Source organism: Periweissella beninensis (assembly GCF_016908275.1).
GTDB lineage: Bacteria > Bacillota > Bacilli > Lactobacillales > Lactobacillaceae > Periweissella > Periweissella beninensis.
Genome location: NZ_JAFBDN010000002.1, coordinates 37,986 through 53,120 on the forward strand (window position 1 = coordinate 37,986; position 15,135 = coordinate 53,120).

The 15,135-nt window shown below is 34.7% G+C and carries 17 protein-coding genes, 1 pseudogene and 1 riboswitch; of the genes and pseudogenes, 15 read left to right on the top strand and 3 right to left on the bottom strand.

Annotated features, from left to right (window positions below; translation table 11 throughout):
• Positions 1-1,341, bottom strand: a complete 1,341-nt coding sequence (locus tag JOC59_RS00970) for an aspartate kinase (protein WP_205142929.1) — start codon at positions 1,339-1,341, stop codon at positions 1-3.
• Positions 1,342-1,497: 156 nt separating this feature from the next.
• A riboswitch (Lysine riboswitch) is annotated at positions 1,498-1,682 on the top strand.
• Positions 1,683-1,824: 142 nt separating this feature from the next.
• Between JOC59_RS00970 and alr the strand changes: the two genes are divergently transcribed.
• The 11 genes from alr to JOC59_RS01025 all read left to right on the top strand — a co-directional run bounded on the left by alr (position 1,825) and on the right by JOC59_RS01025 (position 11,587).
• Positions 1,825-2,940: an alanine racemase gene (gene alr / locus JOC59_RS00975; RefSeq protein WP_205142930.1), complete on the top strand. Its 1,116-nt coding sequence runs from the start codon at positions 1,825-1,827 to the stop codon at positions 2,938-2,940.
• 15 nt (positions 2,941-2,955) lie between these two features.
• Positions 2,956-4,254: a diaminopimelate decarboxylase gene (gene lysA / locus JOC59_RS00980; RefSeq protein WP_205142931.1), complete on the top strand. Its 1,299-nt coding sequence runs from the start codon at positions 2,956-2,958 to the stop codon at positions 4,252-4,254.
• A 15-nt stretch (positions 4,255-4,269) separates the two neighbouring features.
• On the top strand, positions 4,270-4,983 hold the full coding sequence (dapD, locus tag JOC59_RS00985) for a 2,3,4,5-tetrahydropyridine-2,6-dicarboxylate N-acetyltransferase (protein ID WP_239516972.1): 714 nt from the start codon (positions 4,270-4,272) through the stop codon (positions 4,981-4,983).
• 2 nt (positions 4,984-4,985) lie between these two features.
• Positions 4,986-6,134: an N-acetyldiaminopimelate deacetylase gene (locus JOC59_RS00990; protein ID WP_205142932.1), complete on the top strand. Its 1,149-nt coding sequence runs from the start codon at positions 4,986-4,988 to the stop codon at positions 6,132-6,134.
• Between the two features lie 16 nt (positions 6,135-6,150).
• On the top strand, positions 6,151-7,032 hold the full coding sequence (dapA, locus tag JOC59_RS00995) for a 4-hydroxy-tetrahydrodipicolinate synthase (protein WP_205142933.1): 882 nt from the start codon (positions 6,151-6,153) through the stop codon (positions 7,030-7,032).
• Between the two features lies 1 nt (position 7,033).
• On the top strand, positions 7,034-7,729 hold the full coding sequence (dapB, locus tag JOC59_RS01000; protein WP_205142934.1) for a 4-hydroxy-tetrahydrodipicolinate reductase: 696 nt from the start codon (positions 7,034-7,036) through the stop codon (positions 7,727-7,729).
• Positions 7,730-7,747: 18 nt separating this feature from the next.
• Positions 7,748-8,926 carry an aminotransferase class I/II-fold pyridoxal phosphate-dependent enzyme gene (locus JOC59_RS01005; RefSeq protein WP_205142935.1) on the top strand — a complete coding sequence of 393 codons (1,179 nt, stop codon included), beginning with the start codon at positions 7,748-7,750 and terminating at the stop codon, positions 8,924-8,926.
• Positions 8,927-8,939: 13 nt separating this feature from the next.
• Positions 8,940-10,001, top strand: coding sequence for an aspartate-semialdehyde dehydrogenase (locus JOC59_RS01010; protein ID WP_205142936.1), 1,062 nt, complete (start codon positions 8,940-8,942; stop codon positions 9,999-10,001).
• Between the two features lie 144 nt (positions 10,002-10,145).
• Entirely contained in the window at positions 10,146-10,499 is a 354-nt protein-coding gene (gene rplS, locus JOC59_RS01015) for a 50S ribosomal protein L19 (protein WP_205142937.1), read from the top strand.
• A 124-nt stretch (positions 10,500-10,623) separates the two neighbouring features.
• A complete protein-coding gene (locus JOC59_RS01020) occupies positions 10,624-11,142 on the top strand; it encodes a type 1 glutamine amidotransferase domain-containing protein (protein ID WP_205142938.1) in 519 nt (172 codons plus the stop codon).
• A gap of 220 nt (positions 11,143-11,362) precedes the next feature.
• Positions 11,363-11,587, top strand: a complete 225-nt coding sequence (locus JOC59_RS01025) for a YdbC family protein (protein WP_205142939.1) — start codon at positions 11,363-11,365, stop codon at positions 11,585-11,587.
• Between the two features lie 150 nt (positions 11,588-11,737).
• Here JOC59_RS01025 and JOC59_RS01030 read toward each other — a convergent pair.
• Together JOC59_RS01030 and JOC59_RS01035 are read right to left on the bottom strand one after the other, a co-directional pair.
• A pseudogene (locus JOC59_RS01030) lies at positions 11,738-11,829 on the bottom strand.
• 78 nt (positions 11,830-11,907) lie between these two features.
• Positions 11,908-13,011: an AI-2E family transporter gene (locus JOC59_RS01035; protein WP_338090185.1), complete on the bottom strand. Its 1,104-nt coding sequence runs from the start codon at positions 13,009-13,011 to the stop codon at positions 11,908-11,910.
• Between the two features lie 178 nt (positions 13,012-13,189).
• Here JOC59_RS01035 and JOC59_RS01040 point away from each other — a divergent pair, with 178 nt between their 5' ends.
• From JOC59_RS01040 to fabZ, 4 genes are all read left to right on the top strand, one after another.
• Positions 13,190-13,384 carry a hypothetical protein gene (locus JOC59_RS01040; RefSeq protein ID WP_205142941.1) on the top strand — a complete coding sequence of 65 codons (195 nt, stop codon included), beginning with the start codon at positions 13,190-13,192 and terminating at the stop codon, positions 13,382-13,384.
• A 4-nt stretch (positions 13,385-13,388) separates the two neighbouring features.
• A complete protein-coding gene (locus tag JOC59_RS01045; RefSeq protein WP_205142942.1) occupies positions 13,389-13,583 on the top strand; it encodes a hypothetical protein in 195 nt (64 codons plus the stop codon).
• Between the two features lie 24 nt (positions 13,584-13,607).
• Complete coding sequence (locus JOC59_RS01050) at positions 13,608-14,306, top strand: demethylmenaquinone methyltransferase (protein ID WP_250966284.1); 699 nt, start codon at positions 13,608-13,610, stop codon at positions 14,304-14,306.
• Between the two features lie 373 nt (positions 14,307-14,679).
• Positions 14,680-15,120: a 3-hydroxyacyl-ACP dehydratase FabZ gene (gene fabZ / locus JOC59_RS01055; protein ID WP_205142943.1), complete on the top strand. Its 441-nt coding sequence runs from the start codon at positions 14,680-14,682 to the stop codon at positions 15,118-15,120.
• Positions 15,121-15,135 lie beyond the last annotated feature (15 nt).

Genomic DNA, 15,135 nt, shown 5'->3' on the forward strand with positions numbered 1-15,135 from the left:
TTAATCAAAATAAGCATCATAAATAACTTGTACGGCTCGATTAGCATTTTCTTGTGTAACACCAAGCATGACAGAGATACGAGACGCTCCTTGATTAATCATTTGAATGCCAATATTTGCAGCAGCTAAGGGTGCCAGAATATGAGCTAAAACACCTGATTTATTTCGCATACCCTCGCCCACTATCATGATAATGGTATAATTATCTAAGAAATTTAAAATATCAGGTTTGATTGTTGTTTGAATATCATGTAGAAGTTGCTTGATTTGTTTAGGGGTTGTTTGACTTTTGTCAAAAATGATTGTTAAATCGTCGATTCCAGATGGCATATGTTCATAACTAATATTATATTTTAGAAGAATTTTTAAAATTTTTAAAGTAAAACCTACTTCTTTATTTAAAAGATAGCGATGCAAGTAAATAGCAGCAAATCTTTTTGAGCTAGCAACACCAGTAATTTCATTAGTCACTTTAAGCTGTGTAGGAGGGACGATTAAAGTGCCAGGATCAGTTGGTTGATTTGTATTTTTAACATTGATAGGAATATTTCCTTCAATAACGGGTATGATAGCTTCATCATTAAATACTTGAAAACCAGCATATGCTAATTCACGCATTTCTTTATAGCTCATTTGATTAATTGGCTGAGGATTCTTAATGATTTGTGGATTAGCAGCATAAATAGCACTAACATCAGTAAAATTTTCATACAGCTCAGCCTTTAAGCCACGAGCTAAGATTGATCCCGTAATGTCAGACCCACCTCTCGCAAATGTAGCAATATTGTGACTAGTAGTATAACCATAAAAACCAGGGACGATTAAATAATGACCTTGGAATGGGAAACGGGAAATATTTTGATAGGTGCTTGGATGAATTGATGCAGCACCTGGGGTGCCAGTTACGGTAATACCTAACGCCAATGGATCACCATAGATGGCTGGCAGATGTAAATGATTAAAAATAAGCGCAATTAGCATAGCATTAAGCTTTTCACCATGTGCTTTAAAGGCAGCCAAACGATATTCGTCATTAGGGTATTTTTTATATTTTAAATTGGCTATTTCATCAGCAATATGACTGAATTTATTAGCCGGTAAAGTGAAATAATTAGCTATTTCCCGGTATCGATTGATGATTTGATTTTCTAATTTAGTATTATCGATATTATTGGCGTATTTTATTAGTAAATCAGTGACTTTGATATCATCATTTGAGCGTTTACCTGGTGCAGACACAACTAGTACTTGGCGTGTTGGGTCTGCTTGCATAATATCAATTACTTTACTTAGTTGCTCACCATTGGCAAGTGAACTACCACCAAATTTAACAATTTTCATTATATTTCCTCCACCATTAATTGTTTCAATTGACTGAAATTTTAACCATAATGCATGAGAAAATACAAGATAAAATTAAAAAAAAGTTTTTTTATTAAAAAATAGTGATTAAGTGGTTGCTTTTTTTAATAAAATACTCTATTCTAATAACAACTTAATATTAAAAGAGGTTGCAACTAACAAGATTAAACTAATGGAGTTTTCACAAACAGTGATATTAGTTGAAAGGGGCGGTTGCCGAAAGAAAGTATAAAGAGTGAGTTATATTTTCTTGGGATACTAGTTAATAACTAGTAGACTGTCGTAGCAAAAATTGTCGGCTACGGGGCGCTTTCGACGATATGTTTTTGACTGTAGATAATTTTCTAACAGCAAACAAAATGTGGGCAAGTGCAACCATTTTGTTTGCTGTTTTTTGATTATTAGCAATATTTGGCATATTTATGAAATGACGCAGTGTGTTTAAAGAGAGGAATTGTGTCAATGGTAGTAGCAAATTTAAGAACGAGTAGAATTGAAATCTCTAAGCAAGCGCTTGCAAATAACATTGCAGTAACGATGCAAACAAGTCATGCTAAACATATGTTTTTGGCAGTTAAAGCGAATGGCTATGGGCATGGCCTACTGACAATGGCTCAAGCAGCAGTGGAATTGGGCGTTTATGGATTAGCAGTGGCTGTTGTTGATGAAGGATTAGCCTTAAGACAAGCTGGAATAACTATTCCCATTATGATTTTAGGTTATACCGAACCTCAGTATGCGGAAATTTTGGTGCAAAATAATTTAATCGTAAATGTTGTGTCACTTGATTGGTTAAACCAAGCACAGGGATTCTTAACTGGGGTTGCCCCATTGCAAGCATCTTTAGCAGTTGATAGTGGTATGAATCGATTAGGTATGCGTAATGAAACAGAAGTCTTGGAATCAATTGATTTTATGTCCAATCATCGCAATCTTTTTAATTGGGTTGGAATTATGACCCATTTTGCTACAGCTGATTCGAGCGATGTTGCGTACTTCAATAAGCAATTACATCGTTTCAATGTAATAATAAAGCAATTACCATACTTGCCGGAAATGATTCATGTCGCTAATTCTGGAGCAGCCATGTATCATGCAGATGAAGTACCAACTGATTATATTCGGGTAGGGACGGTTGTGTATGGTTGGGAACCTTCGGGAATGGAATTAGCTGATGGTAAAAATTTAAAACCAGCAATGAATATTAAATCAGCACTATCATATGTTAAACAACTTCCTAGTGGTGAAGGTATTAGTTATTCTCATATCTATGAAACAACTGAAAACGAATGGATTGGGACTGTTCCACTAGGATATGGTGATGGAATTGATCGTGAGTTAACAGGCTATAAAATACTCGTTGGTCATGAATGGTGCCCAATTATAGGTAAAATTGCGATGGATCAACTAATGGTTAAATTACCATATCAAATGCCAGTTGGCACTGAAGTAACTATATTAGGGAGTAATGGCAGTGAAAATATAGATATTTGGGACGTAGCTCATTATTGTCATTTGGAACCATGGGAATTTACAAATCGCTTGACGGAGCGTTTACCTAGGATATTAGTTGATTAGATTAAGGAGAAAAGCATGAATCGAGTGAGTGTAGACAGTGAAGATAATTTATTAATTGGTGGTTGTAAAGCAATAGATTTAGTTGAAAAATACCAAACACCCTTAATTACATATGATGTTGGTATGATAAGAAAAACAATTCGCAGTTTGAAACAAGTTTTTGATGAGGCCAGTCTCCCATATGCTATTAGTTATGCTTCAAAGGCTTTTGCAACAATTGCGATGTATCAGGTTATAAAAGAAGAACGTATTCACATTGATGTGGTTTCAGGTGGTGAGCTCTATACAGCTATGGAAGCTAATTTTCCAATGGAAGATGTTAGCTTTCATGGCAATAATAAATCATTAGAAGAATTAAAAATGGCATTAGATTTAAATGTTGGTGAAATTGTGGTTGATAATTTCAATGAGTTAGCAACGCTTACACAGTTAGCTAAAGAACGGCAGCAAAAAGTCAGTATTATCTTGAGATTAACCCCAGGAGTTAGTGCTCATACACATGCCTATATTCAAACAGGACAAAGCGATAGTAAATTTGGCTTTGATATTGATAGTGGTCAAGCGCTTGATGCTTTAAAAATTGCGTTAGCAAGTGAATTTTTAATTGTTGATGGGGTACATATCCATATAGGTTCCCAAATTTTTGAAGAAGCCGGTTTTGAATTAGCTATTAAAAAATTATTAAAAACATTAGCAAATTGGCGCACATTGCTTAATTTTACAGCAAAAATTATTAATTTAGGTGGTGGTTTTGGGATTAAATACACAGATAAAGATGATCCTAAAGATCCCGCTGAATTATTAAAAAGTTTATTAGACATTGTAAAAGTAACCTTAAATCAATACGATTTACCTAATGCTAGTATTTGGATTGAACCTGGACGTTCGATTGTCGGACCGGCGGGGTACACATTATATACGGTGGGAACACAAAAAAGAGTTGCTGGATTGAAACCTTATGTGACAGTTGATGGAGGTATGGGTGATAATATTCGACCGGCGTTATATCAAGCTGAATATACCGCTGTTAAAGCTAACAATGTCAATGCAGCAGTAGCTGAAGAAGTACGATTAGCAGGCAAATATTGTGAATCTGGTGATATATTAATTGAAAATCAACCAATGCCATTACTAAGGCAAGGCGATGTCGTTGCAGTCCTTGCGACTGGTGCTTATGGTTATTCAATGGCATCAAATTATAATCGTAATCCCCGTCCTGCGGTGGTTTTTGTTGAAAATCAAAGAGCTAAATTGGTAGTAAAACGGGAAACCTACGCGGATTTAATTAAGTTAGATTTACCATATAAAAATTAAAAATGAGGTAAAAATATGAATACAGAAATGAATGCTCAAGAGATTATTGATTTTATTAGTAATGCAAAAAAACAAACACCGGTTAAGGTTTATTTAAAAGGGCAACTAAGTACCTTAAAGTCAGTAGCTGGAATTCGTCTGTTTACTGAAAAAAATATGGGGGTTGCTTTTGGTGATTGGTCAATTATTAAGCAATTTCTAATAGATAATGCATCATCCATTACGGACTATGAACTAGAAAATATGACGCGTAATTCGGCTGTACCACTGTTAGATTTAAAACAAGTTGATGCGCGGATTGAACCCGGGGCAATTATTCGTGACAAAGTAGAAATTGGCGCCAATGCTGTTATTATGATGGGGGCAATAATTAATATTGGTGCAAAAATTGGTACAGGAACGATGATTGACATGGGAGCTGTGCTAGGTGGACGAGCAATTGTTGGTAATAATGCTCATATTGGTGCCAATGCAGTATTAGCCGGGGTTGTTGAACCACCTTCGGCAATGCCAGTTATTATAGAAGATGATGTTTTAATTGGTGCCAATGCCGTTGTAATTGAAGGTGTTAAGGTTGGAAAGGGAGCAATTGTGGCTGCGGGGGCGATTGTTATTGAGGATGTTGCACCATATACTGTCGTTGGTGGCATCCCCGCTCGTAAATTAAAAGATGTTGATGCAAAAACTGGTAGTAAGACACAAATAATGGCCAGTTTAAGGAAGTTATAGTTATGAAAGATATTACAGAAACTACTTTACTTAAAATTCGACAGGATCTTCACCAGATTCCAGAATTAGCTTTAAATGAGTTTCAAACAATTAAATATATTCGCCAGTTTGTGGCTCAATTGCCACAGGAATATCTTGTAACAAAAGATATTCCCAATTTACCAACTGGTTGGTTAGTAAAAGTAATCGGTAAAAATCCGACACAAACGTTAGGATATCGAACGGATCTTGATGGTTTAGCAGTTACGGAAAAAACTAATTTAGCTTTTAAATCAAAAAATATAGGTATTATGCATGCCTGTGGACATGATATGCATATGACGGTAGCGCTGGGAATCCTTGATCATTTTGCTAAACATCAACCTAATGATAACTTAATTTTTATTTTTCAACCAGCGGAAGAAAATTTTGCCGGTGGGATGCAATTATATGATAGTAATGTGTTAGTTGGTGATTGGAAAATTGATGCCATCTATGGCCTACATATTAATCCGAGCTTACCTGCCGGTACAATTGGTTGCCGGCAAGGAACATTATTTGCTGGGACAACAGAGATTCATTTAAAATTAGTTGGAAAAAGTGGTCACGCAGCATTTCCACAAGATGCCAATGATATGATAGTTGCACTTAGTCAGTGGGTTAATTTGCTACAAACAATTGTTGCTAGAAATGTCGATCCAATTATTGGTGGTGTTGTTACAATTGGAGCAATTGAAGCTGGTAGTGCAAATAATGTAATTGCAGGTGAAGCAAGCGCCCACGGAACAATCCGTGCCTTAAAACAAAGTACGATTTTAGCGATTCAAGATCGAGTTAAAACGATAACTGATGGTATTGCACAAGCATTTGATTGTCAAGCACAGTTAATTTTACAACAGGATGGTTATTTACCTGTTGAAAATAATGATAAGTTAACGACAGAATTTATAAAATACATGAAAGGACAAGCAAAAATTGATTTTGTTGAAACCAACCCGGCAATGACGGGCGAAGACTTTGGATATCTGTTATCAAAAATTCCTGGGGTTATGTTTTGGCTAGGAGTGGATAGTCCATACTCATTACACTCAGAGTATTTAGCACCTTCATCAAATGCGTTAAATACCGGAGTTAATGCAATAACTAAATTTTTAGAATATAAAATGGCATAATCATAGGAGAATATAAATGACAAATTTAAAAAATGCATCAATTATTACGGCAATTGTAACGCCATTTGATGACGAAGGATTAATTAACTATCAAGCGTTGGACAAGTTAATTAATCATCTCCTATTACATGGTAGTCAAGGATTTGTGGTAGGAGGCACAACCGGTGAAGCACCGACCTTAAGCGAAAGTGAAAAACTAGAGTTATATCGTAGATTTGCAGAAATTGTGGCAGGCCGAGTACCAGTGATTGCAGGGATTGGTAGTAATAATACTGCGACTACGATTGACTTTGGGGAAAAAGTTAGTTCAATTCCAGGTATTGATGGGGCCCTAGTTGTAGTTCCTTACTATAATAAGCCTAATCAAAAGGGGATGATTGCGCACTTTACGGCAGTTGCTGAACAAATTGAGTTACCAGTAATTATTTATAATATTCCAGGGCGAACAGGGACTACTATGACTAATCAAACAGTTTTAACATTAGCAACGCACCCAAATATAATGGGAGTCAAACAATGTACTACAATTGATGATTTAGCGTATTTAGTTGAGCATGCACCAAGTAATTTTGCGGTTTATACGGGTGAAGATGCTCAGGCCTTGGTAGCCAAAACGATCGGTGCTCGTGGGGTTATATCAGTTGCAAGCCACATTTATGGCGATGAAATCTATCAAATGTACCAAGCATTGGCAACTGGTAATATTACTAAAGCAGGGACATTGCAAAGATTTTTAACACCACGGATGAATGCTTTATTTATGTATCCATCCCCTGCACCAGTTAAGGCATTGTTAAATGAACAAGGGTTCGAAACAGGAAGTGTTCGTTTACCAATCTTACCGTTGAATACGGTTGAATTAGCTCAACTTCATCAAGTATTAGCAGGAGATAATTAGTATGATAAAAGTAATTGTGGCCGGGTTTGAAGGTAAAATGGGTAGGCAAGTTTTAGATTTAATTAATAAAAGTGACGATTTTGAATTAGTCGCAGGGTATGCACCACATGCACAAACAAATGCTTTATCGGTAAAGGTTTATAATGAACTAGCAGCAATTCCCAAAAAAGTTGCTGATGTTTGGATTGATTTTAGTTTACCAACAAGTGTTTATCAAAATAGTTTAACTGCTTTAGAAAAGGGTATTCGTCCAGTTATTGGAACGACTGGCTTACAACCTGAACAAATTAGTAGTTTACAAAAAATAGCTAATCAACAGAAACTTGGCGCATTACTTGTGCCAAACTTTAGTTTATCAGCTGTTCTCATGATCAAATTAGCAAAACAAGCTGTTCAATATTTTCCAGAAGTTGAAATAATTGAACTACATAATGCTCGGAAGGTCGATGCACCATCTGGAACAGCTAAGTACACGGCAACACAGTTAGCAGGAGATAAGGAAATTCCAATTCATTCAGTACGATTGCCAGGCTATATCGCTCATCAGGAAATTTTATTTGGTGGCATAGGTGAGGCACTGACAATAAGGCAAGATTCGTTTGATCGAAGTTCGTTTATGCCAGGTGTCGCACTAGCAATTCGCAAAATAATGCATATTAATCAATTTGTAACTGGGTTAGAAAATATTTTAGAATAAATATTTAGAGGAAAGATAATGCCAAAATTAAAAGCCAGTCTCTCAAAAAAGACTAATGAAAAACTCTTGGCGATTAGACCATCAGCCATAAGAGCTTTTGACGAACAAGTATCAAATATACCAGATATTTTAAAGTTAACGTTAGGAGAACCTGATTTTGATGTTCCGGAAATAATAAAAAATGCTGCTATCACGTCAATCAAGGAGAATGACTCACATTATGCAGCTTCGCGCGGAACCACTGCGCTAAGAAACGCAATTAAGGCTTTTTTACAACGTAAGTATCACTTAACATATGATGCATTAAACGAAATAATCGTAACGATTGGAGCGACAGAGGCATTGGCCGCAACAATTGCTACAACAATTAATCCTGGTGATGAAGTTTTGATACCAACACCGACGTTTCCCTTGTATGAAGCAATTGTTAAAACCTATGGAGGAATTCCAGTTTTAGTAAATACAGCAACTGATAATTTTATACTGACAGCTAATAGATTGGCACAGGAATTAGCTAAACATCCACAAATTAAATTGGTGGTGCTTAATTTTCCTAGTAATCCAACAGGGGTAACATACACTGAACCACAATTATCGGAGATTAGTAGTGTTCTTAAGGAAAAGGATGTTTTTGTTTTAACAGATGAAATTTATAGTGAATTAACATATGATCATAAACATACTTCAATTGCTAAATATCTACCAAATCAGACAATTTTAATTAATGGTGCTTCAAAAGCATTCGCAATGACTGGCTATCGCATTGGCTTAATAGCTGGCCCAGCTGAGTTAATTACAGAAATTACAAAGATGCATCAGTTTACTATCACGACACCAGTTAATAGTTCAATGGCTGCAGCTACGACTGCATTTTTAGCAGGCGATATTGATAGTGAAAAAATGAAACAATCTTACTTACAAAGACGTAATTATCTTATGGAAGCGCTAGATAATTTAGGGCTAAGTTATTTGCTACCCAAGGGTGCTTTTTACTTGTTTATTAAGATTCCTGCTAATTATCAAACAGACGATTTTAAATTTGCTCTGGATTTAGCTAAAAAAGGGCATGTTGCTTTAGTACCAGGCTCTGTTTTTGGTCCTGGTGGTGAGGGATTTGTTAGATTATCATATGCGGCGAGTCAAAAAAAATTAGAAGAAGCCATCAAACGTATTGAAAAATTTATATTAAATAATTAAAGGAGATTAGCAAATGCGAGAATACAATGTAGCAATTTTAGGTGCCACAGGTGCAGTCGGAACTAGAATGATTGAACAATTAGCTCAATCAAATATACCGGTTAAGAAGCTAAAACTATTAGCATCTAAAAAATCCGTTGGTCAAAAGCGATACTTTAATGGGACTGCTATTGTGATTGAAGAAGCCACACCGGCTAGTTTTGATAATATTGATTTAGTCTTTTCATCAGCTGGTGGGAGCGTTTCCAAAAAATTATTGCCAGAAGCTGTTAAACGAGGAGCAGTCTGTGTTGATAATACTAGTGCTTTTAGAATGGAGCCACGAGTACCACTAGTTGTACCAGAAGTTAATCCTGATGATTTGGCTTGGCATCATGGTATTATTGCTAATCCTAATTGTTCAACTATTCAAATGGTTGTCGCTTTAAACCCAATTAGACGAAAATTTGGCTTAAATAGAATTATTGTTTCAACATATCAAGCAGCAAGTGGAGCCGGGCAAAGTGCATTGAATGAATTAAACATGCAAGCAAAACAAATGTTAGCTAAGCAGACAGTTACGACAGAAATGTTGCCTGTTAAAGGAGAGAAGCGGCATTTTCCATTAGCATTTAATTTATTACCGCAAATTGATGTTTTTGAAGATGATGGGTATACGCATGAAGAGTGGAAAATGATTCATGAAACTAAGAAGATTATGGTTGGTGATATGAATGATACGACATTAAAGGTAACTGCTACATGTGTCCGGGTCCCAGTTGAAATTGGGCATGGCGAAACGGTGTATTTTGAAACTGGTAATGAAGAAATTAATGTTGAAGATATTCAAAAAGTAATTGCGAATGGGGATGGGTTAGAATTAATTGATGATCCGACAACACAAACCTATCCAACACCTTTATCAGCAGTAGGACATAGAGAAACATTTGTTGGGCGTGTCCGTGCTGACCAAGAAGAAAAAGGTGCATTTCATATGTGGGTTGTTGCAGATAATTTACTTAAAGGTGCCGCATGGAATGCAATTCAAATTGGCGAATGTTTAGTTGCCCGGGATCTAGTACGAGTTGTTAAGTGAAAAAATGATTAGTATTAAGTGTAAATAAATTAGTTGCGTCTAAGGATAATATGTTGTATTATTAATTCTGGCTGTTAGCCGATATATTAACGATATTGCGCTGCCTAGAGTAGGTAACAATTTCGAAAACAGGAGAAATATATTATGAAGCAAAACCAATTGCTAGAATTAGTTACAAAAGATCAATTACGTGCCGACCTTCCAGAATTTCGCGCTGGTGATAGTGTCCGTGTACATGCTCGTATCGTTGAAGGTACTCGTGAACGTGTGCAAATCTTTGAAGGTGTTGTTATCAAACGTAAGGGTACTGGAATTCAAGCAACTTACACTGTTCGTAAAATCTCAAACGGTGTGGGCGTTGAACGTACTTTCCCATTACATTCACCACGAGTTGATAAAATTGAAGTAATTCGTCACGGTCGTGTACGTCGTGCTAAGTTATACTACTTACGCGCATTACACGGTAAAGCTGCTCGTATTAAAGAAGCACGCCGTTAATAAAAAAAGCATCCTTTGGGATGCTTTTTTTATACTTAAAATTGGTTAGATGATAAGCAAGTTATTAGAAAAGATCGCTTAAGTTAGATACAATTAAGGTATCAATTAATTGGAGGCAGTTTATATGGCTAAAATAGCATCAATCGTGACAAATTACGTAGAAGACATTGAATTAAGTTCACCGAAAGTAGCTTTAGAACAAGCCGGACACACTGTTGATATTATCGAAAATACAGCTAATAAGATAATTAAAGGGAAAAATGGTACGGAATTTAAAGTTGATCAAGGAATTGATGATACTAAAATCGCGGACTATGATGCATTGTTAATTCCGGGTGGTTTTTCACCAGATCAGTTACGGGCCGACAAGCGGTATGTTGATTTAGTCAAAGATTTTATCAAAAGTGACAAACCGATATTTGCAATTTGTCACGGACCACAATTATTTATTCAAACTGGTTTAACTAGTGACTTAAAATTAACGGCTTATACGACAGTGCGACCTGATTTAGCATATGCAGGAGCCAAGGTTAGTGATGAACCGGTGGTTGTTGATGAAAAGTATAAAATTATTACTAGTCGAACACCGGATGATTTACCGGCTTTTAATACAACAATTATTGCAGAATTACAAACCAAATAGTAGTGGTACCGACACAGTAATATATTTTGGCTTTTTTTAATTAAAATTCTAGGTGCATTTTGAATAGAGTAATTAAAGATGTTAGCAAAATTGTTTATGGCTAGAAGTACTTCGTAATATATTATTAAGAGTAATATGTTAATTAATCAGTTATCCTAGCCAAAGGTTTGTTTATTATTTAACAAGTTATTCACTAAAATGTTAATAAAGGAAGTCCAAAATGGTAGATATTAAATATGAAATTACGAAACACATTGCTACATTATCAACAACAGAGCATGGTTGGACGGTTGAGCTAAACTTAGTATCATGGAATGAACATCTACCCAAATTAGATATTCGTTCATGGTCCCCAAGTCATGAACGAATGGGAAAAGGAGTTACATTAAGCGATGAGGAAGGGGATAAATTAGTAACAAGTTTACAAGCATATTTACAGAATTAAGTAAAAAAATGTTCATTCAGTTGGGTATAATTACGCTAATAGATAAGTACGCAAAAAGGGTCGAATTTGTAAAAATTCGACCCTTTTTGCGTACTAGCAACAAACTACTAAATTAGTTTGTTTATTGTTTTTGCTATGATGGTGCACATAAGGAGGATGAAAGATTTGAACTTCCGCATCAACTTAACTTGACCTACTTATAAATAATTATAAGCCCCTTAACCAAACTTGGGTAATCCTCCAAAAGCTAATTGATTAACTGAATAGATTAACTATACCGAAGGATGATTAAATGAAAATTAAACGATTTAGATATTTAATTAATTTGTGTTATTACTATTATCTAGATTGTTATCCTTAGTTTGATGCCAATTTTTATCAAAATGATGAATTTCCATGAGATCCATTAAGAACGCCACAATTGGGACACCAACTATTAATCCCCAAGTACCTAAAATATGTTCCATAATAATTAAAGTAGTAAATGTGACAAAAATGGGTAAATCGGCACGAGAAGACATTAATTTAGGATGTAATACATAGGCTTCAAAGGCATGAATAACGATAATTAAAATAATTAGTTCAAGCATTGTTTTAAGCCCCCCCATTGAAAGTGCGATTAAGGCTAATGGAATACTTGAAATAAGGACACCAGCGACGGGAATTAAACCAAAAATAAAAACCATTAATCCCAGAACAAACGCACTTGGCATTCCTAACACTGTTAGGCCAATCATCATTAGGATAGTATTGATAAAATCAATGACTAATTGTACTTCGATAATTTGACCAAGAATATAAATAAATTTGGTGCCTAACTCATAGATAATTTTAAAAAATTTAGGAAAATCAGATTGCTCAAATTGATGGCCAAAATTTTTTAATTTAGGTAAGGTTAATGTGAAAATTAAACTGAGAAAAAATGACAGTGCAACTTTCATAACTATATCACTAACAGTAGTAATAGCTGTTAACCCATTGAGTACAATTTTTTGCCAGTTAGTTGAAATTTTATCCCACATATTAAGTTTATCAACGTAGTGACCAAGATATTGATCAACTTGGGGGTATTCCTTTAGGCCAGTGACAATTGCATCGTAGAGATGTTGCCCCTCATTAGTAAATACCGGGATAACGAAACGAAAAATCATTACTACTCCAAATATAACAAGAATATAAAAAAATATTACCGAGAGTAAGTATGGTATTTTTGTAAAACGTTTAATTACCCGCGAACCGTGCACTCCAAAATAAGAAAAAATTGTAATTAAGAGAATCGTTGTTAAAAAGCTACGGACTAAGTATAAAATCACCATTAAAAAGATTAGGGTAAGATACACTTGAGTTTGGGACTTACTAAAAAAGCGTTTAAGGCTATTAAACATTACAAATCTCCTCATTAACATTGAATTTATAATTTTCATTCTAAGCGACCATGATAATAGTGTCAATTGAGCTTTTAGTAAATGATGATTTAATAATAATAAATTAGCGGTTAATCGTGATTAATTAATAATTAAATTTATGGGTTAAGTGGACATGGGTTGGTATCTTTACTTATTTAATGTACAATAATTTAAGAAATAAACTAGGAGATAGCTAATGTATCAAATTGATGAACGACAAAAGTATAATAATGTTAAGTTTTCCCAAAAAAAGCGTGACGAAGACAGTCGCGAAATGGCCAAAAGGACAATGAAAAAATTCATTAGAGATTATGCAAATAAAGAAGAAATGCTTGCATTAATTGAAATGTTTAATAACCGTAACGATGTTGAGGAGATTAAAATAAAATAAGCGCATGAAAAATTCTAAGAAAAAGTTACTTAAAAATTTCAAAGATCAACAAAAACCACAAGTAGAAGATGCAGTGACCAAATTATTTAAGGGCTCTAGCGACTATGTTCAAAAATATGCAACACGGGAACAAATGGTAGCCTTTGTTGAATTATTTAATACCGTTCAAGAAGATAAAATAGACCTTGTTAAGGACTAAATTAATAATTTTAGGAGAGAATTAGTGGGGAAAGAAAAATTAACACCAAAGGAAATTTTTGATGAAATTGCACCAAACTATGATCAAATGAACAATGTCATTAGCTTAAGAACGCATTGGCAATGGCGCAAAAAAGTTGCTCAACATGAAGCCATTAAATTAAATAGTTATGTTTTAGACTTATGTTGTGGCACTGCTGATTGGACGATTATGCATGGCAAGGCAGTAGGGAGTAAAGGCCATGTAATAGGGCTTGATTTTAGTCAAAATATGTTAGATGTTGCTCAAAAAAAAGTGACTGCAAGTGGGTTAGATAATATTACGTTAGTTCAAGGGGATGCCTTACATACCCCATATGAAGATAATACTTTTGATTATGTAACAATTGGTTTTGGGTTACGTAATTTACCAGATAAACTAGGTGGTTTACGTGAAATGTATCGTATTTTAAAACCAGGCGGAAAAGTAATTATTTTAGAAACATCCCAACCAGATAATAAGTTAGTAGTCCCATTTTGGCGGTTTTATTTTGGTAAAATTATGCCTTTATTTGGTAAAGTATTAACAAAGCAAAAATCAGAGTATAATTATTTACAAGAAACAACAAAAAAGTTTATGAGTTATCAAGAATTAGCAGATAGTATGGAAGCAGTTGGCTTTAAGAATGTTAATTGGCAAAGATTTAATTTAGGCGCAGCTGCTGCGCACTATGGTCAAAAATAGATGACTAAGCGTAGTTTAAACACAATTTTTGAAGGGTTCGGGATAAATAAAAGTCCTGACCTTTTTTTAATATCAGATATGTAATGATACTAACTGTAATGAATTAATTGAACCGATAAATTGACTTTTTTTATATTATTCAGCGAGATATTAATTACTTTTTTTAATGCTTTTTAGGAATATCGTTTAAACTTGTTAAAAAAATTTACTTATTGGAATTGAGTTTAAACTGCGGCCGTATAAGTTTTAGTGGTTTTTACTTAAAGTAAGCAACAAAAAAATATAGTTAATACCGTTGACAATTAATAACGTGTATTATATCCTTTGGGTATCGAATAATTTGATATTCGAAATAAATTTGGAGGTCGAGCTTTTGCCAGTTTTAAATGCGCAAGAAATTATGGAACTTATTCCAAATCGTTATCCAATCTTATATATGGACTACGTTGATGAAATGGTTCCTGGTAAATCAATTGTGGCAACAAAGAATGTCACAATTAATGAGCAGTTTTTTCAAGGTCATTTTCCCGGGAACCCGGTTATGCCAGGCGTGTTAATTATCGAATCGTTAGCACAAGCAGCATCGATTTTAATTTTATCGTCGCCTGATTTTCAAGGTAAAACGGCTTATCTAGGTGGTATTACAAATGCTAAATTTAGAAAAATGGTTCGACCTGGTGATGTCTTAAAATTACACGTTGAATTTATAAAACAGCGTGCTAATATGGGCGTGGTTGCCACAAAGGCGATTGTTGATGGAAAAGTGGCAACAAGTGCAGAGTTGATGTTTATTGTGGCACCACAAACTAACTAGACAAGGTGTATTTCA

Coding starts and splice junctions, on each gene's coding strand:
- JOC59_RS00970 (WP_205142929.1), bottom strand. CDS start 1,341: ATGAAAATTGTTAAATTTGGTGGTAGTTCACTTGCCAATGGTGAGCAA.
- alr (WP_205142930.1), top strand. CDS start 1,825: ATGGTAGTAGCAAATTTAAGAACGAGTAGAATTGAAATCTCTAAGCAA.
- lysA (WP_205142931.1), top strand. CDS start 2,956: ATGAATCGAGTGAGTGTAGACAGTGAAGATAATTTATTAATTGGTGGT.
- dapD (WP_239516972.1), top strand. CDS start 4,270: ATGAATACAGAAATGAATGCTCAAGAGATTATTGATTTTATTAGTAAT.
- JOC59_RS00990 (WP_205142932.1), top strand. CDS start 4,986: ATGAAAGATATTACAGAAACTACTTTACTTAAAATTCGACAGGATCTT.
- dapA (WP_205142933.1), top strand. CDS start 6,151: ATGACAAATTTAAAAAATGCATCAATTATTACGGCAATTGTAACGCCA.
- dapB (WP_205142934.1), top strand. CDS start 7,034: ATGATAAAAGTAATTGTGGCCGGGTTTGAAGGTAAAATGGGTAGGCAA.
- JOC59_RS01005 (WP_205142935.1), top strand. CDS start 7,748: ATGCCAAAATTAAAAGCCAGTCTCTCAAAAAAGACTAATGAAAAACTC.
- JOC59_RS01010 (WP_205142936.1), top strand. CDS start 8,940: ATGCGAGAATACAATGTAGCAATTTTAGGTGCCACAGGTGCAGTCGGA.
- rplS (WP_205142937.1), top strand. CDS start 10,146: ATGAAGCAAAACCAATTGCTAGAATTAGTTACAAAAGATCAATTACGT.
- JOC59_RS01020 (WP_205142938.1), top strand. CDS start 10,624: ATGGCTAAAATAGCATCAATCGTGACAAATTACGTAGAAGACATTGAA.
- JOC59_RS01025 (WP_205142939.1), top strand. CDS start 11,363: ATGGTAGATATTAAATATGAAATTACGAAACACATTGCTACATTATCA.
- JOC59_RS01035 (WP_338090185.1), bottom strand. CDS start 13,011: ATGAAAATTATAAATTCAATGTTAATGAGGAGATTTGTAATGTTTAAT.
- JOC59_RS01040 (WP_205142941.1), top strand. CDS start 13,190: ATGTATCAAATTGATGAACGACAAAAGTATAATAATGTTAAGTTTTCC.
- JOC59_RS01045 (WP_205142942.1), top strand. CDS start 13,389: ATGAAAAATTCTAAGAAAAAGTTACTTAAAAATTTCAAAGATCAACAA.